This is a genomic window from Stenotrophomonas pavanii, assembly GCF_900101175.1.
Taxonomy (GTDB): domain Bacteria; phylum Pseudomonadota; class Gammaproteobacteria; order Xanthomonadales; family Xanthomonadaceae; genus Stenotrophomonas; species Stenotrophomonas pavanii.
Map to the genome: position 1 here is coordinate 244203 of NZ_FNFQ01000002.1, position 24434 is coordinate 268636.

At 68.6% G+C, this 24434-nt stretch carries 25 protein-coding genes; 9 read left to right on the plus strand and 16 right to left on the minus strand.

The window, feature by feature from the left end:
- Nucleotides 1-152: 152 nt before the first annotated feature.
- Complete coding sequence (locus BLS66_RS04580; protein WP_074725218.1) at nucleotides 153-1208, plus strand: sensor histidine kinase; 1056 nt, start codon at nucleotides 153-155, stop codon at nucleotides 1206-1208.
- Nucleotides 1201-1842, plus strand: coding sequence for a response regulator transcription factor (locus BLS66_RS04585; RefSeq protein ID WP_074725219.1), 642 nt, complete (start codon nucleotides 1201-1203; stop codon nucleotides 1840-1842). The genes BLS66_RS04580 and BLS66_RS04585 overlap by 8 nt, the downstream gene beginning before the upstream one ends.
- A 12-nt stretch (nucleotides 1843-1854) precedes the next feature.
- On the opposite strand, the gene BLS66_RS04590 is transcribed toward BLS66_RS04585, so the two are convergent.
- Complete coding sequence (locus BLS66_RS04590) at nucleotides 1855-2247, minus strand: DUF3224 domain-containing protein (protein ID WP_074725220.1); 393 nt, start codon at nucleotides 2245-2247, stop codon at nucleotides 1855-1857.
- 31 nt (nucleotides 2248-2278) lie between these two features.
- A complete protein-coding gene (locus tag BLS66_RS04595) occupies nucleotides 2279-2713 on the minus strand; it encodes an EamA family transporter (RefSeq protein WP_049467122.1) in 435 nt (144 codons plus the stop codon).
- A gap of 299 nt (nucleotides 2714-3012) precedes the next feature.
- Between BLS66_RS04595 and BLS66_RS04600 the strand changes: the two genes are divergently transcribed.
- The 3 genes from BLS66_RS04600 to BLS66_RS04610 are packed head-to-tail and all read left to right on the plus strand — an operon-like array spanning nucleotide 3013 to nucleotide 7163.
- Complete coding sequence (locus BLS66_RS04600; protein ID WP_074725221.1) at nucleotides 3013-4209, plus strand: cell surface protein; 1197 nt, start codon at nucleotides 3013-3015, stop codon at nucleotides 4207-4209.
- Nucleotide 4210: 1 nt separating this feature from the next.
- Nucleotides 4211-5710 carry a DUF6384 family protein gene (locus BLS66_RS04605; protein ID WP_244152951.1) on the plus strand — a complete coding sequence of 500 codons (1500 nt, stop codon included), beginning with the start codon at nucleotides 4211-4213 and terminating at the stop codon, nucleotides 5708-5710.
- Nucleotides 5711-5726: 16 nt separating this feature from the next.
- Nucleotides 5727-7163, plus strand: coding sequence for a coiled-coil domain-containing protein (locus BLS66_RS04610; protein ID WP_074725223.1), 1437 nt, complete (start codon nucleotides 5727-5729; stop codon nucleotides 7161-7163).
- Here BLS66_RS04610 and BLS66_RS04615 read toward each other — a convergent pair.
- Nucleotides 7160-8338: a low temperature requirement protein A gene (locus tag BLS66_RS04615; RefSeq protein ID WP_074725224.1), complete on the minus strand. Its 1179-nt coding sequence runs from the start codon at nucleotides 8336-8338 to the stop codon at nucleotides 7160-7162. The genes BLS66_RS04610 and BLS66_RS04615 overlap by 4 nt on opposite strands.
- A gap of 9 nt (nucleotides 8339-8347) precedes the next feature.
- Nucleotides 8348-8614, minus strand: a complete 267-nt coding sequence (locus tag BLS66_RS04620; RefSeq protein WP_074725225.1) for a hypothetical protein — start codon at nucleotides 8612-8614, stop codon at nucleotides 8348-8350.
- A 201-nt stretch (nucleotides 8615-8815) separates the two neighbouring features.
- Between BLS66_RS04620 and blaL1 the strand changes: the two genes are divergently transcribed.
- Nucleotides 8816-9685 carry a L1 family subclass B3 metallo-beta-lactamase gene (gene blaL1 / locus BLS66_RS04625; RefSeq protein ID WP_074725226.1) on the plus strand — a complete coding sequence of 290 codons (870 nt, stop codon included), beginning with the start codon at nucleotides 8816-8818 and terminating at the stop codon, nucleotides 9683-9685.
- Nucleotides 9686-9776: 91 nt separating this feature from the next.
- Here the strand turns inward: blaL1 and BLS66_RS04630 are convergent, their stop codons facing one another.
- Nucleotides 9777-10313: a DUF411 domain-containing protein gene (locus BLS66_RS04630; RefSeq protein ID WP_083348134.1), complete on the minus strand. Its 537-nt coding sequence runs from the start codon at nucleotides 10311-10313 to the stop codon at nucleotides 9777-9779.
- A gap of 482 nt (nucleotides 10314-10795) precedes the next feature.
- The gene (locus BLS66_RS04640; RefSeq protein ID WP_074725228.1) at nucleotides 10796-13081 is read right to left on the minus strand and encodes an FdhF/YdeP family oxidoreductase; all 2286 of its coding nucleotides are present in this window, start codon (nucleotides 13079-13081) and stop codon (nucleotides 10796-10798) included.
- Nucleotides 13082-13325: 244 nt separating this feature from the next.
- Between BLS66_RS04640 and fdhD the strand changes: the two genes are divergently transcribed.
- Nucleotides 13326-14174 (plus strand): formate dehydrogenase accessory sulfurtransferase FdhD, encoded by an 849-nt coding sequence (gene fdhD / locus BLS66_RS04645; RefSeq protein WP_053463071.1) that lies wholly within the window; start codon nucleotides 13326-13328, stop codon nucleotides 14172-14174.
- Nucleotides 14175-14210: 36 nt separating this feature from the next.
- Here the strand turns inward: fdhD and BLS66_RS04650 are convergent, their stop codons facing one another.
- Entirely contained in the window at nucleotides 14211-14747 is a 537-nt protein-coding gene (locus tag BLS66_RS04650; RefSeq protein ID WP_074725229.1) for a carboxymuconolactone decarboxylase family protein, read from the minus strand.
- 106 nt (nucleotides 14748-14853) lie between these two features.
- Here BLS66_RS04650 and BLS66_RS04655 point away from each other — a divergent pair, with 106 nt between their 5' ends.
- The gene (locus BLS66_RS04655; protein WP_074725230.1) at nucleotides 14854-15735 is read left to right on the plus strand and encodes an AraC family transcriptional regulator; all 882 of its coding nucleotides are present in this window, start codon (nucleotides 14854-14856) and stop codon (nucleotides 15733-15735) included.
- Nucleotides 15736-15930: 195 nt separating this feature from the next.
- On the opposite strand, the gene BLS66_RS04660 is transcribed toward BLS66_RS04655, so the two are convergent.
- The 8 genes from BLS66_RS04660 to BLS66_RS04695 form a co-directional block, all read right to left on the minus strand.
- The gene (locus BLS66_RS04660; protein WP_074725231.1) at nucleotides 15931-16488 is read right to left on the minus strand and encodes a TetR/AcrR family transcriptional regulator; all 558 of its coding nucleotides are present in this window, start codon (nucleotides 16486-16488) and stop codon (nucleotides 15931-15933) included.
- Nucleotides 16489-16492: 4 nt separating this feature from the next.
- Nucleotides 16493-18025, minus strand: a complete 1533-nt coding sequence (locus BLS66_RS04665; protein ID WP_074725232.1) for an MFS transporter — start codon at nucleotides 18023-18025, stop codon at nucleotides 16493-16495.
- Nucleotides 18026-18207: 182 nt separating this feature from the next.
- Nucleotides 18208-18954: a hypothetical protein gene (locus BLS66_RS04670; RefSeq protein WP_074725233.1), complete on the minus strand. Its 747-nt coding sequence runs from the start codon at nucleotides 18952-18954 to the stop codon at nucleotides 18208-18210.
- Nucleotides 18954-19571, minus strand: a complete 618-nt coding sequence (locus tag BLS66_RS04675; protein ID WP_074725234.1) for a DUF3299 domain-containing protein — start codon at nucleotides 19569-19571, stop codon at nucleotides 18954-18956. The genes BLS66_RS04670 and BLS66_RS04675 overlap by 1 nt, the downstream gene beginning before the upstream one ends.
- The gene (locus tag BLS66_RS04680) at nucleotides 19561-20112 is read right to left on the minus strand and encodes a DUF3299 domain-containing protein (protein ID WP_074725235.1); all 552 of its coding nucleotides are present in this window, start codon (nucleotides 20110-20112) and stop codon (nucleotides 19561-19563) included. Before BLS66_RS04680 ends, BLS66_RS04675 begins: the two co-directional genes overlap by 11 nt.
- 2 nt (nucleotides 20113-20114) lie before the next feature.
- The gene (locus BLS66_RS04685) at nucleotides 20115-21368 is read right to left on the minus strand and encodes an ABC transporter permease (protein WP_074725236.1); all 1254 of its coding nucleotides are present in this window, start codon (nucleotides 21366-21368) and stop codon (nucleotides 20115-20117) included.
- The gene (locus BLS66_RS04690) at nucleotides 21361-22041 is read right to left on the minus strand and encodes an ATP-binding cassette domain-containing protein (RefSeq protein ID WP_241738657.1); all 681 of its coding nucleotides are present in this window, start codon (nucleotides 22039-22041) and stop codon (nucleotides 21361-21363) included. Before BLS66_RS04690 ends, BLS66_RS04685 begins: the two co-directional genes overlap by 8 nt.
- Nucleotides 22042-22052: 11 nt before the next feature.
- Nucleotides 22053-22586 (minus strand): ZrgA family zinc uptake protein, encoded by a 534-nt coding sequence (locus BLS66_RS04695; protein WP_074725237.1) that lies wholly within the window; start codon nucleotides 22584-22586, stop codon nucleotides 22053-22055.
- A 32-nt stretch (nucleotides 22587-22618) separates the two neighbouring features.
- On the opposite strand from BLS66_RS04695, the gene BLS66_RS04700 reads away from it, so the two are divergent.
- The gene (locus BLS66_RS04700) at nucleotides 22619-23092 is read left to right on the plus strand and encodes a MerC domain-containing protein (RefSeq protein ID WP_074725238.1); all 474 of its coding nucleotides are present in this window, start codon (nucleotides 22619-22621) and stop codon (nucleotides 23090-23092) included.
- 413 nt (nucleotides 23093-23505) lie between these two features.
- On the opposite strand, the gene BLS66_RS04705 is transcribed toward BLS66_RS04700, so the two are convergent.
- Nucleotides 23506-24408, minus strand: coding sequence for a LysR family transcriptional regulator (locus BLS66_RS04705; RefSeq protein ID WP_057493378.1), 903 nt, complete (start codon nucleotides 24406-24408; stop codon nucleotides 23506-23508).
- Between the last annotated feature and the right edge of the window lie 26 nt (nucleotides 24409-24434).

Consider the following 24434-nt stretch of genomic DNA (forward strand, 5'->3'; position numbering starts at 1 on the left):
CGCCCACCGCTGCGGTAGTGCCGGCCGCTGGCCGGCAACCTCACGAGCTCCGGCAACACCGTGCAGTTGCCGGCCAGCGGCCGGCACTACCGGTCGGCATCTACCGAGGGCGGCTTTGCTATCCTTTCACCCCACGCCAGGGAGCCGTCCCGATGCCATCGCTGTCGCCCCGCCGCCCGCTGGTGCTGCTGGCCCTGATCGTCGTGATGGCCGCGATCTTCCTGATCGACACCGTCACCGATTATGCGGTTGCCGCCGCCTGCTTCTACGCGGCGGTCATCCTCGCGGCGTCGCGCGTGCTGGCCGCCCGCGGCCTGATCACGCTGGCCATCGCCTGCATCGCGCTGACCGGGCTGAGTTTCTTCCTGACCCGCTTCGGCACCTACCGCATCGGCCTGGTCAACTCGGTGATCGGCATGCTGGTGATCGGCATCACCACCTACCTCGCGCTGAACATGGAAGCGGCCAAGGCCGCCGTGCAGGAGGCGCAGGGCCGCCTGTTGCGGGTGGCGCGCGCGTCCACCGTGGGCGAACTGACCACCTCCATCGCGCATGAAGTGAACCAGCCGCTGGCGGCCATCGCCAGCAGCGCCGAGGCCTGCCAGCGCTGGCTCGCGCAGGACCCACCGAACGTGGACAAGGCGCGGCAGACCGTGGCCCGCATCCTCGCCGACGCGCATCGCGCCGGTGACGTGATCGCCCGCATCCGCGGCCTGACCCAGGGCGCGGCACCGGAACGACGCGCCTTCGACCTGAACCAGGCCGTGGAGGAAATGCTGGCGCTGTCGCGCAGCGAACTGGACCGGCAAGGCGTGGCCGTAGCCCTGCTGCTGGACCCCGACCTGCCCCCGGTGCATGCCGACCGCGTGCAGGTGCAGCAGGTGATCGGCAACCTCATCCTCAATGCGGTGGACGCGATGGAAGCGGTGCCTGCCGCTGATCGCCGCCTGTCCCTGCTGACCCGGCGTGATGGCCAACGGGTCAGCCTCAGCGTGCGCGATCGTGGCGTCGGCCTGCCCGCCGAGCATCCCGAGCGCGTGTTCGACGCGTTCTGGACCACCAAGTCACACGGGTTGGGGCTGGGCCTCAGCCTGAGCCGTTCGATGATCGAGGCCAACGACGGCCAGATCCGTGCCGAACGCCCGGCAGGCGGCGGTGCCTGCTTCGTCTTCGACCTGCCGGTCGCCACGGATGTCCACCATGCGTAAGCCCACGGCCCCGGCCATCGATCCAGCGCCCATCGTCTATGTGGTCGACGACGATCCCTCTGTACGCGCGGCGCTGGAAGACCTGCTGGCCTCGATGGGCCTGCACGTGCGGGCGTTCGCGTCCACCCAGGCCTTCCTCGAACACGACCTGGAAGACGCGCCGGCGTGCCTGGTGCTGGATGTGCGGATGCCCGGGCAGAGCGGCCTCGAATTCCATCGCACGATGGGCAGCCATGGCCTGCAGTTGCCCGTGGTGTTCATCACCGGCCACGGCGACATCGCGATGGGTGTCAACGCGATCAAGGACGGCGCCATCGAGTTCCTGACCAAGCCCTTCCGTGACCAGGAACTGCTCGATGCCATCCACAAGGGCATCGAGATCGACCGCCAGCGCCGCCGCGAAGGCGACGTGCTGGGCGCGCTGCAGCAGCGCTGGGATTCACTGAACGCTGGCGAGCGCGAGGTGGTCGATGGCGTGGTGCGCGGCCGGCTCAACAAGCAGATCGCCGGTGACCTCGGGGTCAGCGAGATCACGGTGAAGGTCCGCCGCGCGCAGGTGATGCGCAAGATGGGCGCGCGCACCCTGGTCGACCTGGTGCGCATGTACGACCGCCTGCAGGCCGGTTCCGGCTGAGCGCCGCCCCACCTACTGCGGATCGGGCAGCGAATACAGCAGCCGGTACGCGTGGCGGCCCTCGCTGATGGTGATCTCCAGCGTGCCGTCCAGGCCCAGCAGGCCATCACTGCCGGAATCGGGCACGACCACCACCCTCAGCTCCGGCGTGCCGCGGGTCATCAGCCCGGTGTGCTGCAGGGTGAAGCCGCCCTGGCGCCCGGCCAGCGTGGCCGTCACCCGTTCCATCGCCACGTAGCCGGCCGAGCCCTGCACCGGCGTGCGGAAGGCCAGCATCTGGCCGACACTGCTGCCCTGCAGGTCGCCGGCGAAAGTCTTGTCGATCGACATCACCGCAATCGGGCCGTCGTTGCCACCAACCGGTCGCAGATCCACTTCAAACGTACCGTGTGCCTCACCCTGCATCCCGCGCTCCTGTCTGATCAGTCGGATTCCGCTACTTCTTCGTCGCCAGCACGATCACCCCGGCCACCACCAGCCCGATGCCGCTCCACTCCCGCAGGCTGGGCCGCTCGCCCAGCAACAGGTAGGCCAGCACGATCACCAGCACCACGCTGAACTTGTCCACCACCGCTACCTTGGCCAGCTCGCCGCTCTGCAGCGCGCGGAAGTAAAACAGCCACGAGGCGCCGGTGGCCAGCGCCGAAAGCACCAGGAACAGCTGGGTGCGCCCGGGCAGCAGCAGCGGGTTGGACCATTTGCCGGTGAGCACCACCAGCGGCAGGATCACCGCCGCCACCACCAGGGTGCGGATGGCCATCGCCAGGTCCGAGTCGACGCCCTTGACGCCAACCTTGGCAAACAGCGCGGTCAGCGCTGCGAACACGGCGGACAGTCCAGCCCAGAGCAACCATTGCGGTAGGTTCTGCACGAAGCCCTCGCTTGCCTGCTCGGCGGGTGTGCCAACGCTACTCCACCCTGCCATCGGTGGGGCTTCACCTGCCCATCACCGCCGCTACAATGGGCCAGGAATCGCCATGGGGCGATCTGCAGGGATTGCACCGTGCTTGAACAGGACACCCTCCTCGCCCAGAGCGGGCCCGCTGCCCGCGAGCGGCCCGGCCGGCCGTGCAGCGCGCGGCTTGCGCTCAACTTCCCCTTCGATTCGCAGCACCCTGCCCGTTCCGCGCGGCAGTTTTCCCATCGTTTGCCCTGGACGGAGCCGTCGAAATGCCCGAGAACACTCTCCTTGCCACGCCGGCTGCTTCGGCACCGATCAAGTACCTCGACCGCGCCATGGCCACGCTGCGGAGCCTGGGCTTGGCCGCTCCCCAGGACAACAACGCACCGGCCATCGCGCTGGTCTCGCAGTTGTCGAGCCTCGACCAGGGCCGGGTGGTGGCCATTGCCCGCGTGCTGCAGCAGTCCGGTCATTTCAACGCCGTGATGCGTGACGAAATCAGCTCGGCCAAGGTGTCCGACCGCTACACCGAGATCATCCGCGCCTTCGACAGCATCCGCGACGATGCCAGCGCCATGGTCGAACAGGTGCGCGACGGCAGGATCGACATGGGCGAGCGCCTGCAGAACCTGTGGATGAAGGTCACCCGCGGCGACATCCCGAGCCGGTTCGAGAAGATCCGCCGCACCTTCCTGGAGGTCAGCCGCGATTCGGCCGAACAGCTGCAGCGCGAATCGCGCGTGCTGGAGATGTACGGCGACTTCCGCCTGTCGATCAAGGATGCGGAAATCCAGGCGCATGAACTGTTGAAGCTGCAGGAGCAGGCGCTGGCCGATGCGCGCGAAGCGTTGAAGCAGGCGCAGGAGCGCGTGGAGTCGGCCGACCCGGGCGCCGATGCTGCCGACACCGGCCGCCTGGTCATGGCCCGCGATGAGGCCCTGCGCACCCAGCAGGCCGAAGAGTCGCGCTACCAGCTGGCCAAGGACCTGGCCGAGAACCTGCAGGTGAACTACGCCACGTCCGAGGCGATCATGCTGCGCGTGCACCAGTCGCACGAGGTCAAGCGCCGCGTCAACGAGCGCTCGGTGGTGTTCTTCTCCACCAATGAAACCAGCTTCACCGCCTTGAACCTGGCCTTCACTACGCAGATGGGCCTGCACGAGTCCACCCAGGCGCTCAACGCGATGACCGAGGGCACCTCCAAGGGCCTGGAAGCGGTGGCCAACATCGGCGACGACGTCCTGCACGAGGGCCTGAAGGCCGGCTATGGCGCCACCATCGGCGTCGATTCGGTGCGCAAGCTGGTCGATGCAGTGGTGCGCTTCCAGGAAACCTCGCTGCAGGAGATCGAGCAGCTGCGCAACCAGGCCACCCGCGATTCGGCCGAGATCGCCGAGTATGTCGAGCAGGGCAAGCAGCGTTTCGCTGCCCTGCTGCAGGCGCCGCCAAGCCCGGAGCCGCGCTGAAGTGAGTGCGACGATGGCCCCTGCGGAGCTGCAGGATGCACTGCTGACCATGGATGTGGTCGACCAGCTGCGTTACCGCAATGCCGAAATGAAGGCGCTGGCCGACAGCGGCCATGACAAGGCGGCCTTGAAGCGGCGCCTGCTTGAGTTGTACCGCTCGCAGGGAATCGAGGTCTCCGACGAGATCCTCGAGGCCGGCATCCAGGCCCAGCGTGAGCAGCGCTATCTCTACACTGCGCCGCGTGGCTGGAAGGCGTGGCTGGCGCGGCGCTGGATCGACCGCGCGCGCCTGCTGAAGTGGGCACTGGCCGTGGTCCTGGCGCTGCTGGTGCTGGTGGCGCTGCTGGTGATGGCACGCAGCTTCGGCGCGTTTGTGCACGACATCAACGTGCAGAACAACGTGCAGGCGCTGAACGACAAGGTCGCCGCACAGCAACAGGAGGCTGTTGCAGCGCGCGCCCTGCTGGCCGCGCAGGAACAGGCCCTGCAGGGCCTGCTGCCACGTGCCAGCGCCAGCGGCGACCGCCTGCAGCCGCTGACCGAAAGTGCGCAGGCCGCGCTGGCCGAAGCACAGCGCCACTTCGCCGAACTCCCGGCCACGATGGCAGCGCTGCCGACCCTTGTGCGCAAGGACAAGCTCACCCGGCTCAGCAGCGGTGGCAGCGCCACCGGCGAGCGCGCGGCCGCGCAGGTGGAGCAGCATCGGCTGGCTGCTGCGCAACGGCTCGCCAACGCACGGGACACCCTGCCCGCGCTGACCGAGCGGGTGAAAATCCTCGTCCAGGCCGTGGAGGCCAGCGAGCTGCTGGACACCACCAACACCGCCGCAAAGGCAGCACGCCTCACGCCGGATGCAGAGCAGGTGCGCGCACGCGCCTACACCGGCGGTGATGTCGCGCTGCGCGCAGGCGACATGGCCGCGGCCGGCCAGGCGGTGTCGACCCTGAAAGACCTCATCAGCAGCGCCGACACGCTGGCCGCGCTCAACGATCGGCTGGCCCGGCTCAAGGCCGACGGCCTGGCCACCGGCGTCGCCGGCGAAGACCGCAAGCGCTTCGAGCGAGCGCTGGACCAGGCCGCGCGCCTGATCCGGGTCGAGACGCTGGCCGAGGCCGGTCCGGCCCTGGACAACGTCAGCCAGCTGGTGGGGCTGCTGTCACAGACCCTGGTCTACCGCATCGTCAACCGTGACGACGAACGTACCGGTGTCTGGCGCTACAACGAAAAGGCCAACGGTGGCCGCAACTACTATCTGGTGGCCGAAGCGCTGGACGAAGCCGGCAACGCTGCCGAACTGCCGATCCGCAACGAGGAAACCGGCAAAGAGGAACGGGTCTCGGTGTTCGCGGTGCGCGTTCCGCAGGCTACCTATAACCGGGTCGCCGCCGACAAGCAGGACAACGGCATCATCGAGGACGACCTGATCGGCAGCAAGCCGCGTGGCAGCCTGTCGCCGCGTTTCCGCATGCCCACGACCGGCGGCTACATCACCGAATGGTGATGGACAAGGAACCGACATGAGAGATTTGAACGACGCGATCGCCGAAGTCGCGGCCGATATCCGCCAGGTCCAGGCATCGCTGGCCGAGCGTGGCGATGCGTGCCGGGAACTGATCAAGGAACAGGAGGCGCTGCACGGCCAGGTCCGCGAGGACTTCAATGCCCTGGCCCGGCTGCACGCCCAGGCGGCCATTGATTCGCCGCCGGCGATGGCCAGGGACCTGCTGCAGCAGTCCAGCGCCGACCTGCAGCGCCGTGACCGCAAAGCAGCGGTGCTGGCCGACGAACTACAGGCGCTGCTGGACATCGAACAGTCGTTGCAGCAGCGCTCGCAGGTGGCCGTGGCCGCACGCGACGCCGTCGGGGGGCAGTTGCAGGCACTGCAGGACCAGGTGGATGCTGCGCTGGAAGCGGACCCCGCCTGCCGGGCCCTGCAGGACGAACTGCAGCTGGCACAGGCGCGGGCCGAGACCGTCGAGCGCATGGCCGCCTCTGCACAGGCGGAGCATGATGCCAAGGCCGGCGCCTATCAGGCCGACCCGGTCTTCATGTACCTGCACCGGCGCGGCTTCGGCAGCACGGCCTACCGCAGCTGGCCACTGGTGCGCACGGTCGATGGCTGGCTGGCCGAGCTGTGCGGCTTCGAGCGCGCCCGCCGCGAGTACGCCACGCTGGTCGAACTCCCGCCGTACCTGCAGGCGCATGCCGGACAGGCCCGCGACGCGAGCGAAACTGCCCGCCAGCCAGTGCAGCAGGCCCGTGACGCCGCGCTTGCCCAGGCCGGGGGCGAGCCGCTGAGGCAGCAGCTGCAGACCGCACAGGGCGCCGTTGCACAGGCACTGCTGAACGAGCAGCTGCATCGGCAGGCCGTGGACGCCAAGCAGGCACAGATCGATGGCTTCCGCAGCTGGACCGACGCGGAGGGCAGTGCCCTGCTCACCGCGCTGGCACGCACGCTGTCGGCCACCGGCATGAACGAACTGTACCGGCGCGTCGCCGCCACGGCGTCCGGCGAAGACGATGCGGTGCTTGAGCGCATCCAAGGCACTCGCCAGCGCTTGGGCGAGATCGATGGCCTGGTGGCAGAGCACACCCGCGAAATGGCCGTACTGAAGAAGCGCCTGGACAACCTGCAGGCGACGCGCAGGAGCTACCAGGCGGCAGCAGACGCCGAACGCCAGGCCTACCAGGCCCCGACCTACCGCAGGGCCACCGCTACCGCAGTTTCGGCGTCCTTCTTCAGCACGACCCGCAGCGGCAGCAGCAGCAGCAGCGCTTCCTCGGGCGGCCTGTTCAACTGGGCATCGAGCAGCTCCAGCAGTTTCGATTCCAGCTCCAGCTCCAGCTCCAGTTCGAGTTCCCGCTCCAGCGCCCGTTCCGACAGTGGCGATGGCTTCAGCAGTGGCGGTGGCATCAGCGGTGGCGGGGATTTCAGGACCGGCGGCGGCTTCTAGCCCGGCCGTTGCCGGGTGCGCCCGGCCAGGCGCGTGTCCAGCAGGCCCACGCCCAGCAGCACCAGGCTGGTCAGCCAGCCGGCGGCGAGCAGGTGCGTCCAGGGCAGTGCCAGTCCCAGCGCCAGCAGCACCAGCGCGCCCAGCAGGTGGGAGCGCGGCGCGCGGCCGTAGACCACGCGCTTGTACAGGGCACTGCCCAGCAGGTAGAGCAGCGGACCGGCCACCATCATGGCGGCGTACTTCCAGGTCGTGCCTGCCCCCGGGTGGTCCATGACCAGGTCGTTGCCCACCGCAGTGGCGATGATGCCGGCGATCAGCAGCGCGTGTACGTAGTGGAAGTTGGCCCCCATCCGGCCGGGGTCGTCGGACCGGGTGATCGCGGCGGTGGCATCGCGACTGGAGATGCCGAAGTACAGCCACCACATCGCCAGTGTTCCGGCGAAGGTCGCCAGCACCGCCGACACCACCTCCGGGCTCCAGTGTTCGACCTCGCTGAGCACCCCGCCGGTGGCCAGCAACGTCTCGCCCAGGGCGACGATGACGAACAGCTGGCAGCGTTCGGCCAGGTGGCCGCCCTCGATCGTCCACTCACGGGTGTGCGATCGCCCCAGGCACGGGAACGCGAAGCCGAACATCGGCGAGATGTACTCGCAGGCCACCGCCAGCGCCCACAGTGCCAGCCGCAGATTGCCCTCGGCGGCCGCGCCAGCCAGCCAGAAACACGCCGACACGCTGACCCAGGCCAGCATGCGACGGAAGTTGGCTGCCAATGGGTGGCCGCGGCCTACCTCCAGCAGTACGAAGCTGGTGCGTCCCACCTGCATCGTGGCGTATGCCCCGGCGAACACCCAGGCGCGATCGGCGAACGCCTCGGGAATGGAGGAGGACATCAGCAACGCCAGCAGCATGGTGGCAAACAGCAGGCCACGGATGCGCGGCGCCTCCGGATCGAACCAGTTGCTGACCCAGCACGCATACTGCCACCCCAGCCACACCGCGAACCACAGCACCAGGGTCTGCAGCACGCCGGCCAGGTCCAGGTGGTGCAGCAGATGGTGGCTGAGCTGGGTGACCGCGAACACGTAGACCAGATCGAAGAACAGTTCTTCATAGGTAACGCGGGCATGGTGGCCGTCGCGGTGGCGCAGCGCAGGCAGTCGCAGTCGGGGACTCATGGCGGTCCTTCAGCGCGCCAGGCGCCAGTACAGGAGGGCGGCCAGCAACGCCGGCACGGTGAAGACCAGCAACAGGATCGGCAGCTCTTCTCGCAGGGCATAGCCTGCGTTGCTGACGCCCACCCACAGGTTGGCCACCGTGACCAGCAGCCACGTGGCGATGAACGCCAGCAGCGCGGTCGGCAGCTGCGATGTGCCGACGCTCCACAGCCGGCCAAACAGCGCGAATACGCCCAGCAACAGTACGCCGCCCAGCATCACCATAAGCACATGCATGGTCCACCTCCTCGAGCCTGTGGGCAGGCTAGCTGCGGCCGATTCTGCGCTCCAGCCCGTGGAGATGGATTCACAATCCAGGGCGGGCGAACAATGCTGCGCAGGCCGCGGCGGACCTTATCGCAGCCATGAATTATTCGCGAAACGGCCGGCGCGACGCGCATGCTAGCTTCAACGGCCTCTCCCCAGACACTTTCCGCCATGCGCCTCTGCCTGACTCCCCTCGCCCTGGCTGCCACGCTCGTCTTTGATGTCGCTGCCGCCGACGCACCGCTGCCGCAGCTCCGGGCCTACACCGTCGACGCTTCGTGGCTGCAGCCGATGGCACCGCTGCAGATTGCCGACCACACCTGGCAGATCGGCACCGAGGACCTGACCGCACTGCTGGTGCAGACCACCGAGGGCGCAGTGCTATTGGATGGCGGCATGCCGCAGATGGCCGATCACCTGCTGGACAACATGAAGGCACGCGGGGTGGCACCACAGGATCTACGGCTGATCCTGCTCAGCCACGCACACGCCGACCATGCCGGGCCGGTGGCGGAACTGAAGCGCCGCACCGGTGCCCAGGTGGTCGCGAACGCCGAAACGGCCGTGCTGCTGGCGCGCGGCGGCAGCAACGACCTGCACTTCGGTGATGACATCACCTACCCGCCGGCCAGTGCCGACCGCATCATCATGGATGGTGAAAGGGTGACGGTAGGCGGCATGGCATTCACCGCGCACTTCATGCCTGGGCACACCCCCGGCAGCACCGCCTGGACCTGGACCGATACTCGCGATGGCAAGCCCGTGCGCATCGCCTACGCCGACAGCCTGAGTGCGCCGGGCTACCAGCTGCAGCACAACGCACGCTATCCCCGCCTGGTCGAGGACTACCGGCGCAGCTTCACGACGGTGCGCGGCCTGCCCTGCGACCTGCTGCTGACCCCGCATCCGGGCGCCAGCCGCTGGAACTATGCCGCCGGTGCCGAGGCCGGAGCCAACGTCCTGACCTGCAAGGGCTACGCGGATGCGGCCGAGAAGGCGTTCGACGCGCAGTTGGCCAAGGAAACGGCCGGGGCCCGCTGATGCTGCAGATCCCGTAGCGCCGAGCCTACGCTCGGCTCCACACAAGACGCGTCGAAAAGTGCCGGCCAGGACGACCGGCACCCGCCGTCCATCAGCCGCCCTGCCCGTGCTGGGCAAACGGCTCGGTTGTGCCATCGGTGCGCACCAGTTCGACCGTGTACGGCTGGACGTAGCCATCGGGCATTTCCATACCCGGCGAGCCGGCCGGCATGCCGGGCAGCACCAGCCCGCGCGCCGCCGGTCGTTCGGCCAGCAGGCGCTTGATGTCCTCGGCCGGGATGTGGCCCTCCACCACGTAGCCGCCGATCTCGGCGGTATGGCAGGAGGCCTTGCCCACCGGCACGCCCAGGCGGACCTTGACCGGGTTCATGTCGTCGGTGTCTCGGACATCCACCTGGAAGCCGGCCGACTTCAGGTGGTCGACCCAGATGCCGCAGCAACCGCAGCTGGCGGTCTTGTGCACGATGGCCAGCGGCAAGGCCGGATCGACCTTGGCCGGGCTGGCCGGACTCGGGGCCGGTGCCTCGCTGGCGACCGCTGCCGCGGAGGATTCTTCGGCGGCACGCGCGCAGGCGGTCGTGGCCAACACAGTGCCCAGCAGCAGGCTGAGGGAGAGCGTACGGTTCATTGAGTGATTCCTTTGCAGAGGCGGGCAACGCGGCCCGCCGCCCACGCATCGAAGGCGCAGGCAGAGTCGAGAAAAAGTCGAACAGTCATGGCAGGCGCGTGAGGCCTGCAGGAATTCACGCGATGGGGGGACGCAACGGATCCGGCATCAATGGCGACGCGCGTTGCGGGCTACTGGCCGGAACAGGCGCCTCGCGCCAGGGCGAGGCGGGCGTTCCGTTCAACGCTGCCAGCATGCCTAAACACGCCGCCGGGCATTCGCACTCACTGCTCTGGCAGGCCAACGGGGCCGCATCATCGCAGCAGCCGACGGCTGCCATCGCGGCCGAGTGCGGTGCGGCGCAGTGATCCTGGTTGGCGGGACCGTTGTACGAAGATGCAGCGAGCGCCAGCCCCGGCGCATTCAGCGCCAGGGCCACAAGCAGCATCCATCGCAGCAGCAGGCCAGGCAGGTTCACCCGCCGATGATAGCCGATGCGCGCATCAACCGATCGCCGCCGCCATCGGCCGCATCCGCACCGGGATCGACTTGGCCGCTGGCGTGCCGCTGATCCGGTCGTAGTAGTCCAGCGGCAGCAATGGATTCAGTTCGGGGTAGTACCCGGCCAGCGCGCCGCGCGGCATCGGATAGTCCAGCACGGTCAGGCCCTCGATGCGCCGCTGCACGCCATCGCTGCTGATCGTCTCCAGGCTGACCCGCGCTTCCTTCTCCAGCCCGCGCGCCAGCCGGTCCTCGATGTTCATGAACAACACCATGCGATCGTTGTACACACCGCGATAGCGATCGTTGTAGCTGTAGATGGTGGTGTTGTACTGGTCGTGCGAGCGCACCGTGGCCAACCGCAGCATCTCCGGGTCGTGCACCGGATCGTCCACGTCCAGCCCGGGCATCACCAGGATGTTGGCCTTGCCATTGGGCGTGGGCCACACCCGGCGGCGCGGCGGGATGTCCAGATGGAAGCCCTGCGGCTGCTGGATGCGCTCGTTGAAGCCGGTGTAGATCTCCGGATACACCGCGGCAATCAGCTCGCGGATGGGCGCGTAGTCGTGCATGCAGCCGGCCCAGTCAACCCTGCTGTCGGGCAGCGTGGCCAGTGCCATGCGGCAGACGATCTCGACCTCGGGCAAGACATCGGCACTGACCGGCTCCAGTACCCCGCGCGACGCGGTGACATTCGACATCGCGTCTTCGATGGTGACGAACTGCTCGCCGGCCGACGTAACGATGCGCTCCGAACGCGCCACCACCGGCAGGATCAGCGCGTCGCGGCCATGGACCAGGTGCCCGCGGTTGAGCTTGGTGGCAATGCCCACGGTGAGCTCCAGGCCGCGCATCGCCTCATACGCACGCGGCGTATCGGGCACGGCATGAATGAAGTTGCCTCCCAGGCCGATGAACACTTTGGCGCTGCCGTCCAGCATCGCCTCGATCGATTCGACCACATGGTGGCCATGCTCGCGCGGCGGGTCGAAGCCGAACACCTGCTGCACGCGGTCCAGATAGGCCGGCTTCGGCTTCTCGTCGATGCCGACGGTGCGGTCGCCCTGCACATTGGAATGGCCACGGATCGGCCCGATGCCGGCGCCGGGCTTGCCGAAGTTGCCGCGCAGCATCAGCAGGTTGGCCACCTGCTGCAGCAGGCGCGAGCCGTACTGGTGCTGGGTCAGGCCCATGCCGTAGCAGATCACGGTGGCGTTGGAGCGGATGTAGATCTCCGCGCAACGGCGGATCTGCGCCTGCGATATACCGGACACCTGCACGATCTGGTCCCAGTCCTGCGCCAGCACGTCTTCGCGCAGCGCCTCCAGGCCCACCGTGTGTTCGGCCAGGAACGCGTGGTCGAGCACGCGCTCGCCCTGCGCCTCGCGCTCGAACATCACCTTCATCATGCCCTTGATCAGGGCCAGGTCGCCGCCGATGCGGATGTGCACGAACTCGCTGGTGATCGCGGTCGAACCGAACGTGGCCATCTGTACAACGTCTTGCGGTTCGGCGAAGCGGATCAGCGCACGCTCGGGCATCGGGTTGACCGCTACGATCGGGATGCCGCGTTTGCGCGCTTCGACCAGGTTGCTCATCATCCGCGGTGAATTGGTGCCGGTATTCTGGCCGATCACGAAGATCGCCTCGGCGTGCTCGAAGTCCTGCAGCACGATGGTGCCCTTGCCCACCCCGATGGCCGGCGGCAGGCCACGGCTGGTCGGCTCGTGGCACATGTTCGAGCAGTCCGGGAAATTATTGGTGCCGAACTCGCGCACGAAGATCGAATACAGGAACGCCGCTTCGTTGGGCGTGCGCCCGGAGGTGTAGAACTCGGCCTGGTGCGGGCTGTCCAGCGCCTGCAGGTGGCGGCCGATCAGTGCGAACGCATCGTCCCAGCTGCACGGCACGTAGTGGTCGGTGGCTGCGTCGTAGCGCATCGGCTCGGTCAGCCGGCCCTGCATCTCCAGCCAGTAGTCGGTCTGTGCCATCAGCTCGGTGACGGTGTACCGGGCGAACAGTTCGCGGCCGGCGCGGAACTGGGTGGCTTCCCAGGCCAGCGCCTTGGCGCCGTTCTCGCAGAACTCCAGCTTCTTGCGCTCGTCGGCATCGGGGAACGCGCAGCTCGGGCACTTGAAGCCGCCCGGCTGGTTCATCGCCAGCAGCGCCTTCGAGCCCTTGCCGATCACGCTCTGCTGCAGCAGCACCTTGGCCGTGGCACCGGCGGCACCCCAGCCTCCGGCCGGCTGGTCGTAGGGCTTGTAACGCGGCGGCTTCTGCTCGGACATGATCGGGGACCTGACGGGAGGAACGCAGCAACGAACGGCACAACGCGGTCCGGCAGTGCATCCAGTGGCACGACCAGCTGCACAGTCAAGCACGCCCGGCCACGCTTCGCCAGAGGGTGCCGGCGGATTCGGTACACCCTGGCATGGCAACGGTTACAGCCGCGTCTGCGCGCAGCCACTGCGCTATCCTCGGAACCGCAGGCGGTGGCCCGCCTCGCGGTTCTCCCTCGTCCGGACGCGCTGCATGCCTGATTCGATCCCACCCCACATCCCACCGGCCGGCACTGCCCAACGCCCCTTGCAGCGCTGGCGCGGCGGCACGCAACAGCAGCAGGTCGACGTCGTGGCCGAGGAAGTGCCGGTGGCGCTGCGCTACAACGATGCCGCCTTTGCCGTGATGATGGCCACACCGTGCGACCTGGAGGACTTCGCGCTCGGTTTTTCGCTCAGTGAAGGCCTGATCCATACGCCCTCGCAGCTGCTGTCGATCGATATCCGTCCCCAGCTGGAAGGCATCGAGCTGCAGATGACCGTGGCCGAGGATGCACCCGGCGCAAGCCTCGACTCGGACAAGGGGCGCCTGCTGCCCGGCCGAGGCGGCTGTGGCCTGTGTGGCACGCGCCAGCTGGAGGAGGTGCTGCGCCCCCTGCCGCAGATCCGCGAGCGCCGCAGCTATGCCGCCGCCGCCCTGCAGCGGGCGTTGGCCACCCTGGCGCAGCACCAGCCGATGAATGCAGCGAGTGGCTCGATCCACGCCGCGGCCTGGGCCGATGCCAGCGGGCGGATCGGCTGGGTACGCGAGGACGTCGGCCGCCACAATGCACTGGACAAGCTGATCGGCGCCCTGCACCACAACGAACACGCCATCGACGGCGGCCTGCTGGTGATCTCCAGCCGGGCCAGCTACGAAATGGTCAGCAAGGCGGTGCGCGCCGGCGCCAGCGTGCTGGCTGCGGTATCGGCACCCACCGCGCTGGCGATCGACCTGGCCCGCAGCGCCGGGCTGTGCCTGATCGGGTTCGCGCGGGAGAGCGGATTCAATGTGTACACCCATCCCGATCGGCTGCGGGCGGACGGGCTCCGGGACACCTGAGTGCGACCGGGCGCATGCCGCCCGGCCGCATACCGCTCAGCGCAGCGCCACCTTCGGGAAGTCCACCGGCACGTCGAACGCCACATTGACGTAATTGGTGAACAGGTTGAGCGCCACATGCGCGAGGATCTCGACGATCTGCTCATCGTCGAAGCCGGCCACCCGCAGCGCCTGAACATCGCCGTCGGCAATCTGCGCACGCTGCTCGACCACCTTCAACGCGAATCCCAGTGCAGCGGCGGTCGCCGGGTCGCTGGACTGTCCGGTCTGCGCGGCAGCCATCTGCTCACTGCTGGCGCCGGCCTTGCGGCCCAGTGCCGTGTGCGCGGCCAGGCAGTACGCGCAGGCATTGCGGTTGGCGATGGCCACGGCGATCTGCTCGCCCAGCAACGGCGACAGGCGACCGCCACCCAGCGCGCCGAACGAACCCCACATGCTGTGCAGGGCGGCCGGCGAGTTGGCCACAGCGCGGAACATGGCCGGGGTGGCGCCGAAGGCGGCGTGGACCTGGCCCAGCAGGGCCTGGCGGTCGGCGGTGGTGGTGGCGGCATCGATCAGGGGGACACGGGACATGGTGGATCTCCTTGGAAACGCGCCCGGAATTGGACGACCCGCTCATCCTAGGTAGACTCGCTGGACGTATCCTGCGCTATTCGCCACACCTGTTGTCCATTCGTCCATGACTGCGCCCACTGACGTCGCCACGCCCGATCGCCTCTCCACCCTGCTGGAACGCTTTCGCGTGCAGGCCGCGCTGTTTCACAGCGGCCCACTGTGCGGGCGCCATGTGTTCGAGCCGCAGCCCGGTCGTGCGTTCCTGCACATCCTGCGCCAGGGCGAAATGGAGGTTCGCCATCGCGAGGGCGATACGACGCTGCCTCGGCTGAAGATCGACGCGCCCAGCCTGCTGCTGTATCCGCAGCCGCTGCATCATGTGTTCTTCAATGCACCGCTGGATGGCCCGGATTTCACCTGCGCCACGCTGGACTTCGACGGCGGCGCGCGCAATCCGATCGTCCAGTCGCTGCCACCGGTGATGGTGGTGCCACTGGCGGCGATCGGCGAACTGGACGACACCCTGCGCCTGCTGTTCGCCGAGGCCGATCGCCGGCGCTGCGGCTCCCGGCTGCTGACCAACCGTCTGTTCGAGGTGGCGCTGATCCAGGTCCTGCGCTGGGTGGTCGATCATCCGGAGGCGGCAGGCGTCAGCCACGGACTGATGCGCGGGCTGTCCGATGCACGGCTGGCACGCACGCTGGTGGCGATGCACCAGGCGCCGCAGGAGGCGTGGACGCTACCGCGCATGGCGTCGACCGCCGGCCTGTCGCGCAGCGCGTTCGCGGCGGTATTCAAGGAGGTGATGCAGGCGACGCCGGCCAGCTACCTGCTGGACTGGCGGCTCAGCCTGGCCTGTACGCAGCTGCGCGCAGGTGTGGCGGTCAAGCAGGTGGCGATCGACGTGGGGTTTGCCGATACCGCGTCGCTGTCGAAGGCGTTCCGCAAGCGGCTGGGGGCATCGCCGCGGGCGTGGTTGGCCGCGAGCGACGCGCAGGCTGGGTAAATGGATGAGGGGTAGAGGCGACCGCTGGTCGACTATCGCGCGACGCGCGGGATTTTCCTGGCCTGACCGAAGGGCAGCCGACCCGCGGTCGGCTCTACCACGGGCGATCGAAGCGGCATTTCCGTGGCCTGGCCGGAGGGCAGCCGACCCGCGGTCGGCTCTACCACGGGCGATGTCTGCGCGCCGGCTGGCCGCTCAACTGGGCGACCCGTCAGGCTTCGCCAGCAGCCCGGCGATGCGCTCGGCGACTTGCGCGCGTACGCCTTCATCCAGCTGGCCTTCGTACATCGCCTCGTAGATCCACAGGCCATCGGCAGCCAGCCGCGCCACGAAATTGTCGAGCGCTGTCGCGTCGTCGCTGCCGGCTTCGGGTGCGGACGGCGCCCAGCGTCGCACTACCGGCCCCCACGGGCGCTCCGCGGCATCGGGGTCGCCCGATTCCAGCATGAACATCAGTTCGGCACGGGTGGCGCTCTGCGCCGACACGCGCACGAAGGTCTGGTAGCGCTCCAGCGCCGATGCCTGATCTGCACGCTTGCCCAGCAACGCTTCCATCGATGCTTCCCAGGCCTGCACCAGGTGTTCGTCGATGCCGCGGAGCAGCGCCTCGCGCGACGGAAAGTGGTACAGCAGGCCGCCGCGGGTCAATTTGGCCTCGGTCGCCACCGACTCGAAGGTCACCGCTCGCACGCCGTCACGATTGATCACGTTGACGGCGGCGTCGAGGATGCGCTCCCGCTTGCTGGTTCTCATGGCGTCATTTTACGCGATCGGCGGCGCCCTCGCGGCTGCCGGCCCGGCCACGCAGCAGTCCCGCGATGATCGTCGCACCCAGCGCCAGCGCCGCAGTGATCACCAGCAGCACGATCTGGTAGCCACGGTCATACGCGGCTGTGGCCAGCGCGAACCACTCGCCCTGCCCGCCTTCGCGCGCCGCGTGCAACGCCTGGGTGAAGCCTTCACGCGCCAGCGCCGGCATGTCAGCCGAAACCGGCAGGAACACGCCGTACATCGCCGCGCTCAGGCTGCCCAGCATCGCCACCGCCAGCAGGCCACCGAACTCGTAGGACACCTCTTCCACCGACGAGGCCATGCCCGCCCGGTGCGCAGGCACATTGTTGAGGATGGCCGTGGACGCCACCGAGATGGCCGCGCCCATGCCGAAGCCGGTGATCGCCATGCCGGCGATCACCCAACCGAGGCCGTGCGGAAAGCCGAACGCCACCACGCCGACGCCCAGCGCGCCCGCAGCCAGTCCGCCGCAGATCAATGGGCGCAGGCCGACCCGATGCAGGATGCTGCCGCCCAGCAGCGCGCTGGGCAGGCTGCCCAGCGCTGCCACCGACACCAGCAGACCCGCCTGCAGCGGCGTGAAGCCCGCCACCAGTTGGAAGCGCTGGGTGGTGACCAGCTGCAGGCCGGCCATCGCAAACAGGGTGAACACTGCCGACAGCGTGCCGGCCAGGAACGCCGGATTGCGGAAGATCGCGACGTCCAGCAGCGGGTACCGCAGCTGCTGCTGGCGGCGCGCGAACGCCGCACCAGTGATGACGGCCAGCAGCAGCGCGCCTGCACCCAGCGCATACGACGGCGGCGTAGCGATCAGCGACTTGATTGCCAGCACCAGGCCGGACAGCGCAGCCAATGCCAGAACTGAGGACACCAGGTCCCATGGCCGCGAGCTGTCGCGCTGTCCTTCCGGCGCCAGCAGCAGCGTGGCCACCAGCGCCATCACCACCACCGGCACGTTGATCAGGAACACCGAGCCCCACCAGAAGTGCTGCAGCAGCCAGCCGCCAATGATCGGGCCGAGCGCCGCACCGACGATGGCCACCGAGCCCCAGATGGCGATGGCGATGTTGCGTTCGCGCGCTTCGTGGAAGCTCAGGCCGATCAGCGCCAACGTGGCCGGCATCATCGCGGCCGCGCCGACCGCCAGCAACGCGCGTGCGGCAATCAGCTGCGCTGCGGTGTCGGCGAACGCTGCAGCCAGCGAGGCGACGCCGAACACCACCAGGCCGATCAGGAACATGCGGCGGTGACCGATGCGGTCGCCCAGCGTGCCCGCGCCCAGCAGCAGGCCGGCCATCACCAGCGGATAGGCATTGATGATCCAAAGCGCCTGGCCGGCACTGGCCGAGAGTTCCTCGGTCAGGGTGGGCAGTGCGGTGTAGAGCACGGAGTTGTCGAGGGTGACCAGCAGCAGGCCGGCGGCGACGGTGAACAGCAGTGCCCAGCGGCGGGCACGCGACAGGGCCGGGGCACTGGCCAAGGGCGGGGACAAAGCCATGGGAGAACCTGGTGGGGGTGGAGTACGGCCATAACTATACCGGATATCCTGTACAGTTATGGTCTTCAAAGCCCACCGATTCAGCTTTTGTAGAGGCGGGCTTGCTCGACTGCGCCGCCAGCCAGGCATGGCCTGGCTCTACTGAAACGGGCCAGGGATGGCCTGGCTCTACTGATGAACGTTTACCGGCAGTCCTCCGGCAGCGCGGCAATCGCCGACACCACCGCGCTCTGCATGCCCTGCCCCACGGCGGCGTCCAGTTCGCCGCCGATGCCCCCATGCTGGCGCCGCAGCTCGTCCTCGCACAGGCCGCGCACGCGCGCACGGGCATTCGCGCGCAGGCTGCTGCACCGCCAGTCGGTGCCGCCCAGCGGCAGCACCGAATACACCACGCTGTTGCAGGCGTTGCCGGCGCGCTGGTGCAATGGCAGTCCACCGAAATCCCGCGGCTCGCTGCTGCGCTGCGGGTCGAAGTAGCTGTCCGGGAACGTGCGCGCGTACTGTTCGATGTCCACCGCCATGCTGCGCCCACCGGCCAGCGGCATCTGCAGCGGCTGGCCGCACTGGGTCGCGTCGGCGCGGTGCTGGATGTACTGGTAGATCGGCCGGTCCAGCGATGGCTCCTGCTGGGTCACCGCACTCACCGACGCCAGCACCGGCAGCGATGCACGATTGGCCATGCGCGCCAGCAGCCCCGCCTGCGCGGGCTGGCAGCGGTCGCGCACGGTTGCCGCAAGCAGGAACAGCACGTCGTTGCGGAACGCGTGATCGTCGCGCAGGCGCTGTTCGATGCGCTGGCTGGCGTCGGCGGCCGGTGCCGGAAACGCGACCGCCGGCGGCGCGGTGGTTGCGCGCTGCCGCTGCCACAACGCCAGGAGCACGATTGCGCCCAGCAGCGCCGCGGCAGCCAGGATCCAGCACCGGCGCATCAGTTGCGAATCGCCGTCAGCGTGGCCGCCGCAGCATCGTAGGACGCGCTGGCGATGTCCGCGTCGAAACGCTTCACCTGCAGGCGGCCAGCGAGCCGGTACGGATCCCACAGATCACCCAGCGCGATCGGCGTGGCCAGGGTCACGTGGATGATCTGGTTCGGCGGCGGTGGCGGCACGTGGATGCAGGCCCCATAGAACGGCACGAACAGCAGTTCATCGACCAGCCCGGCATCGTTGGTGCCGAGCGGTACCACGTAGCCATCCAGATCCACCGCGCGACCGTCGACAGCGTCGACCACGCGCGAAGAGCCGAACTGCCTGGCGCGATCCGGGCTGGAATGGTCGATCTCCTGCCCCGGTGGCGTGCCGGAGCCGGTGTCGTCGATCAGCCCGCCCACGCCATCCATGCCACCGCGCGACAGGCCGATCTGCGGCGGCGGGCGCTGATAGGTGACCTCGTCGGGCCGCAACGCATCCCAACGGTCGATGGGGCTTTCGGCCGTGGCGGAGGGCGCGGGTTTGTCCTGCGGCGTGACCGCCACGGCATCGGCGCCCGGTGACGTGCAGCCTGCCAACCAGATGCATCCAAGCAGCAACACAGCGCTACGGTTCATAGGGCCTCAGCTGGGCATCGCGCATGGTGTAAGCAGAACCGGCCAGATCATCATCCAGCCGTTCGGCACGCAGGGTGCCGGCCAGGAAGAATGGCGAGTACATGTCCGGCATCTCGATCGGCCGCGGCAGCACCACGTGCACGATCTGGTTCGGCGGCGGCGGTGGCACGTGTATGCAGGCGCCGTAATACGGCACGAACAGGAATTCGGTCAGCCGCCCGTCCTGCGCGTTGGCCAGCGGTACCACGTAGCCCGGCAGGCGTACCGGTCGCTGCAGCACAGCAGCCACGGTACGGAACGTCCCGAACTGCGGCATGCGCCGGTTGCCGCTGTGCTCGACCTCCGGGCCCTCGCCCCGCTCCAGCGCGGCCAGTTCGTCCTTGGGCATCATCTGCAACCAGTCCAGCTCCTGCTCTGCCGCGTCCGCAGCGTCAGCGCGGTCGACAACCGGCGAAGGTGGCAAGGCCTGCACACCGGAATCCACCGGCCGCTCGCAGGCGGCCAGCGCCAGCACCATCGGCAATGGCCGCATCCAGCGCATGCTCAGCCTCCCGGTGACAGGCCATCGGCCAGCGTGCGCCGGTAGGCCAGCAATGCCGGCACCAGCCCGGCGACCGCACTGATCGCCAGCACGCCTGCTACCCAGGCCAGCTCGCGACCGTCCGGCCAGACATGGGTGATCGACAGGCCAAAGTTGGCCAACACCCAGCCGCGCCCTGCAAGGCTGGCGACCACCAGCAGTGACAGGGCCAGCACACAGGCCAGCGCACTGGTCGCCACCGCTTCCACCACCAGCAGGCCGGCGATGTAGCCCGGCCGTGCCCCGGTGGCACGCAGGATCGCCATCTCGCGCCGCCGCTCCTGCAGGGTCGAGACCAGCAGCGCCACCAGCGAGACCATGCCCAGCAGCACCACCATCGCGCTGATCAGCTGCAGCGCACGCTCGGCGGTGCCCAGCGACTGCCACAGCTGCTGCAGCGTCACGCCGGGCAGGATCGCCAGCATCGCCTCGTCCGGGTACTCATTGATCCTGCGCTGCACCGAAAACGTGGCGATGCGCGAGTTCAGGCCCAGCATGAAAGCGGTGATGCTGCTGGGGGTCAGATCCAGATGGCGGGCCTGCTCGGCGCTGACACGCTGGCTGCGCAGCTGCACGCCCGAGCGCCAGTCGACATGGATCGCCTCGATCGCCGCCAGCGAGACCAGCAGCGACGAATCGACCGGCGTGCCGGTGCGCTGCAGGATGCCGGCAACACGGAACGGCTTGTCGGCATGCGTGGCCAGGGTGACCGCACCGGTGCCGTGCGCCAGCACGATCGCATCGCCCAGGCCGACCTTCTGTGCCTGCGCCACCTCGGCACCGATCACCACGTCATACAGATCATCGAACCGCCTTCCGTTCGCGAACGCCAGCGCATGCCCGGCGCCGTAGCGATAGTGCTCGAAGTAGCCACCGCTGGTACCGACCACGCGGTAACCGCGCCACGAATCGCCCAGCGACAACGGCACTGACCACTTCACCTGCGGCAGCGCGGACAGCTCCTGGTAGGACTGCCAGGACACGTTGTTGGTCGGGTCGCCGATATGGAACACCGAGTACAGCAGCAGGTTCACCGGCCCCGAGCGCGCACCGACAATCAGATCGGTGCCGGACACCGTGCTGGCGAAACCTTCGTGCGCCTGCGTGCGTACGCGTTCGACACCCAGCAACAGGACCATGCTGAGGGTGATGACCAGCACGGTCAGGCCCACGCTCAACGCGCGGCTGCGCAGGCTGGCCCAGGCAAGCTCAAGCATGGCCGGCACCTGCCTGGTTGATCTCCGACAAGGCGATCGTGCGGTCGAACAACGGCTGCAGGCTGTCGTCATGGCTGACCACCAGCACCGTGGTGCCGGCCGCCTGGCACTGCGCAGACATCAGCTGCAGGAAGGCGGTCGCCGCCTCGCGGTCGAGCGCCGAGGTCGGCTCATCGGCCAGCAGCAATGCCGGGCGACCGATCAGCGCGCGTGCCGCTGCCACGCGTTGCTGCTGGCCGACACTCAGCGTACCCGCGCGCCGCTGCATCAGCGCCGGGTCCAGCTGCAGGGCCTGCAGCAGTCGCGCGATCTCGGCATTCAACGGCCCGCTGATGCGCGCGCTGCGCAGGCGGGAGAAACGCAGGCCCAGCGCAATGTTGTCGCGCACGCTGAGGAACGGCAGCAGGTTGAACTGCTGGAAGATCACGCCCAGGTGGTCAGCGCGGAATCGATCCCGCGCCGCGCCGCGCATGGCCTGCAGTGCGTGGCCTGCCACCTCGACACGGCCCTCTCCAGGCAGCAGCACACCGGCCAGCAGGCCCAGCAGGGTGCTTTTGCCGCCACCGCTGATTCCCCGCAGCAACACGCTGCTGCCCTGCTCGATCCACAGCCGCGGCACATCCAGCACCCGCCGCGCGCCGTAGCCGAACTGCACGCCCTCCAGCGCGATCATGGTCCGCAGGCTCACGGCGCCAGCACCACGCGCAGGTTGTCCGGGGTCAGCACGCTGCGGCTCTGGCCGTGGGCAGTGGCGCTGTTGACGATCACTTCATGCAGGCCCGGGAACAGCAGCGGCAGGCGCACCACGATGGCGCGCAGCTCGGCGGGCTTTGCACAGCGGTACTGCAGCGTTGCGTTGAACCCCGCGTGCCGGTGCTGACCTGGCGGCGGCGCGACGGCGGTCGCGTCGAAGCCCTCGGCCCTGGCATCGTTGCCTGAAAGGCGGCAGCCCGCGGCGGTGGGCAAGGTGACCCAGCTACCGCCCTGCAGCAGCGCAGTCGCACGCGCCAGCGCAGCCTGCTCGGCTGCATTGGCCGGCGGCCGCTCGAAATCGAGGATGCCGATGCCGGGGGCCTGCAGGCTGACGTCCAGGGTTTGCTGGTCAAGCGCAAGATCGACCGTGGCCTGGCCGTGCACGTGCGCCCCCAGCTGGCGGACGTCATGGGCCTGCGCGGCGCTGGCGGCCAGCAGCAGGGAAAGAGCAGCAAGACGCTTCATGGGGAAGGCTTCAATTGTTACTATGTAACATTATGGACCACATCCCCACGACGCCCGCAAGGGCCTTGGCCCAGTCGCCAACTTCGGCACGCTGGCACCCCCGCTTCGATCTTGCCGGCGCCTGGCTGTCGCTGGCCTGCGCCGCCCACTGCATCGCCCTGCCGCTGCTGCTGGCCTTCGTGCCGGCCGCGATGATGGCGCTGCGCTCGTTCCAGCACCCCGGCCATGGGGCGATGACGTTGCTGCTGGTGATGTCGCGCTGGGAATGGCTGTTCGCGCTGCTGGCCTCGTCGCTGGCCCTGGCCAGTACGACCGCCGGGGTGCGCCGGCATGGACGCTGGCAGCCCCTGTGGTGGGCGTGCATCGGCGCCGTCCTGCTGCTGTCGGCCTCGCTGTACCTGCCGCTGAAGGAATCGCTGCTCTGGCACGGCGTAGCGACGGCCATGGGTGGTGCGCTGCTGGCATGCGCGCACATCGCGAACCGGCGCGCGCTGCACAAGCGATAACGCCGGCCAGCGGCCGCACCCAACAGCTGATACGCAGTTGGTAGTGCCGGCCGCTGGCCGGCAACCCCGAGGTCTCGCCAGCCGGCCAGCGGCCGGCTCTACCCCTCCGTGCATGGGCCACGCATCAGGTGACGCGCAGTCGGTAGTGCCGGCCGCTGGCCGGCAACCCCGGGGTCCCGCCAGCCGGCCAGCGGCCGGCTCTACCCCTCTGTGCATGGGCCAGCCAACAGCTGGTACGCAGTCGGTAGTGCCGGCCGCTGGCCGGCAACCTCGGGGTCCCGCCAGCCGGCCAGCGGCCGGTTCTACCCCTCCGTGTATGGACCATGGAACAGCTGATACGCGTGGGTAGTGCCGGCCGCTGGCCGGCAACCCCGAGGTCCCGCCAGCCGGCCAGCGGCCGGCTCTACCCCGCCTTATTCGTCGAACGGGCGCTGCCCCAGCGTCTGCGTCACGTGGTCCACGAAACAGGTGATGCGTGCGGCCAGCGCGGTGTTGCGGTAGTACACCGCATTGATCGGCTGCCGCACGTCCTGCGTCTGTTTGCCGAGCAGCTGCACCAGTCGGCCCTCGCGCCGGTCCTGGCGGGTCAGGAAGTCCGAGAGGCACGCAATGCCCAGCCCGGCCACCGCCATCTGCCGCAGCGTCTCGCCACTGGATGAAGCGATCGCCGGCTCGATCACGAAAAGCCCGCCATCGGCATCGTGCAGCGGCCACTCGTTCAATGAACTGGGCTGGGTAAAACCCAGCAGATCGTGCTTGCGCAGCTGCTCCACGCGTGTCGGCGTGCCATGCCGGCGCAGGTACTCGGGACTGGCGACGACGCGGATGCGGCTGTGGCCGATCGGGCGCGCATGCAGGGTGGAATCGCGCAGCACGCCGATGCGGAACGCCACGTCGGTGCGCTTCTCGATCAGGTCGGTGATGCCCTCGTTGGAGTTCAGCTCCAGCTCCACCTGCGGGTAGCGCTCGCGGAAGCCCTCCAGCAGCGGCACGATCACATGCAGCATGAACGGCGTGGCCGCGTCCACCCGCAGGCGCCCGACCGGCTGCAGCCGCCGCGCCGCCATCTGCTCCTCGGCCTCGTCCACCGTGGCCAGGATCGTGCGCGCGTACTCCAGGAACGCCGCGCCCTCTTCGGTCAGTTCCAGCCGCCGCGTGGTCCGCCGCAGCAGGGTGGTCTGCAGCTTGTCTTCCAGCCGCGCCAGGGTGCGGCTGGTGGCCGAGATGGTCAGCTCCAGCGCCTCGGCCGCCGCCGTGATCGAGCCGCCATCGACCACCGCCACGAAGGCCTTCAGCTCATCCAGGGTGGTTTTCATTATTTACCTCGCCGCAAAAGCATTTC

Excerpts from the sequence above, each read along its gene's own strand:
- BLS66_RS04620 (WP_074725225.1), bottom strand. The coding sequence starts at position 8,614 with ATGCATGTGCTTATGGTGATGCTGGGCGGCGTACTGTTGCTGGGCGTA.
- BLS66_RS04590 (WP_074725220.1), bottom strand. The coding sequence starts at position 2,247 with ATGCAGGGTGAGGCACACGGTACGTTTGAAGTGGATCTGCGACCGGTT.
- fdhD (WP_053463071.1), top strand. The coding sequence starts at position 13,326 with ATGCCTGATTCGATCCCACCCCACATCCCACCGGCCGGCACTGCCCAA.
- BLS66_RS04610 (WP_074725223.1), top strand. The coding sequence starts at position 5,727 with ATGAGAGATTTGAACGACGCGATCGCCGAAGTCGCGGCCGATATCCGC.
- BLS66_RS04675 (WP_074725234.1), bottom strand. The coding sequence starts at position 19,571 with ATGAACCGTAGCGCTGTGTTGCTGCTTGGATGCATCTGGTTGGCAGGC.
- BLS66_RS04700 (WP_074725238.1), top strand. The coding sequence starts at position 22,619 with ATGGACCACATCCCCACGACGCCCGCAAGGGCCTTGGCCCAGTCGCCA.
- BLS66_RS04690 (WP_241738657.1), bottom strand. The coding sequence starts at position 22,041 with ATGATCGCGCTGGAGGGCGTGCAGTTCGGCTACGGCGCGCGGCGGGTG.
- BLS66_RS04695 (WP_074725237.1), bottom strand. The coding sequence starts at position 22,586 with ATGAAGCGTCTTGCTGCTCTTTCCCTGCTGCTGGCCGCCAGCGCCGCG.
- BLS66_RS04650 (WP_074725229.1), bottom strand. The coding sequence starts at position 14,747 with ATGTCCCGTGTCCCCCTGATCGATGCCGCCACCACCACCGCCGACCGC.
- BLS66_RS04580 (WP_074725218.1), top strand. The coding sequence starts at position 153 with ATGCCATCGCTGTCGCCCCGCCGCCCGCTGGTGCTGCTGGCCCTGATC.
- BLS66_RS04640 (WP_074725228.1), bottom strand. The coding sequence starts at position 13,081 with ATGTCCGAGCAGAAGCCGCCGCGTTACAAGCCCTACGACCAGCCGGCC.
- BLS66_RS04660 (WP_074725231.1), bottom strand. The coding sequence starts at position 16,488 with ATGAGAACCAGCAAGCGGGAGCGCATCCTCGACGCCGCCGTCAACGTG.
- BLS66_RS04680 (WP_074725235.1), bottom strand. The coding sequence starts at position 20,112 with ATGCGCTGGATGCGGCCATTGCCGATGGTGCTGGCGCTGGCCGCCTGC.
- BLS66_RS04705 (WP_057493378.1), bottom strand. The coding sequence starts at position 24,408 with ATGAAAACCACCCTGGATGAGCTGAAGGCCTTCGTGGCGGTGGTCGAT.
- BLS66_RS04655 (WP_074725230.1), top strand. The coding sequence starts at position 14,854 with ATGACTGCGCCCACTGACGTCGCCACGCCCGATCGCCTCTCCACCCTG.
- BLS66_RS04670 (WP_074725233.1), bottom strand. The coding sequence starts at position 18,954 with ATGCGCCGGTGCTGGATCCTGGCTGCCGCGGCGCTGCTGGGCGCAATC.
- blaL1 (WP_074725226.1), top strand. The coding sequence starts at position 8,816 with ATGCGCCTCTGCCTGACTCCCCTCGCCCTGGCTGCCACGCTCGTCTTT.
- BLS66_RS04630 (WP_083348134.1), bottom strand. The coding sequence starts at position 10,313 with ATGAACCGTACGCTCTCCCTCAGCCTGCTGCTGGGCACTGTGTTGGCC.
- BLS66_RS04615 (WP_074725224.1), bottom strand. The coding sequence starts at position 8,338 with ATGAGTCCCCGACTGCGACTGCCTGCGCTGCGCCACCGCGACGGCCAC.
- BLS66_RS04665 (WP_074725232.1), bottom strand. The coding sequence starts at position 18,025 with ATGGCTTTGTCCCCGCCCTTGGCCAGTGCCCCGGCCCTGTCGCGTGCC.
- BLS66_RS04685 (WP_074725236.1), bottom strand. The coding sequence starts at position 21,368 with ATGCTTGAGCTTGCCTGGGCCAGCCTGCGCAGCCGCGCGTTGAGCGTG.
- BLS66_RS04585 (WP_074725219.1), top strand. The coding sequence starts at position 1,201 with ATGCGTAAGCCCACGGCCCCGGCCATCGATCCAGCGCCCATCGTCTAT.
- BLS66_RS04600 (WP_074725221.1), top strand. The coding sequence starts at position 3,013 with ATGCCCGAGAACACTCTCCTTGCCACGCCGGCTGCTTCGGCACCGATC.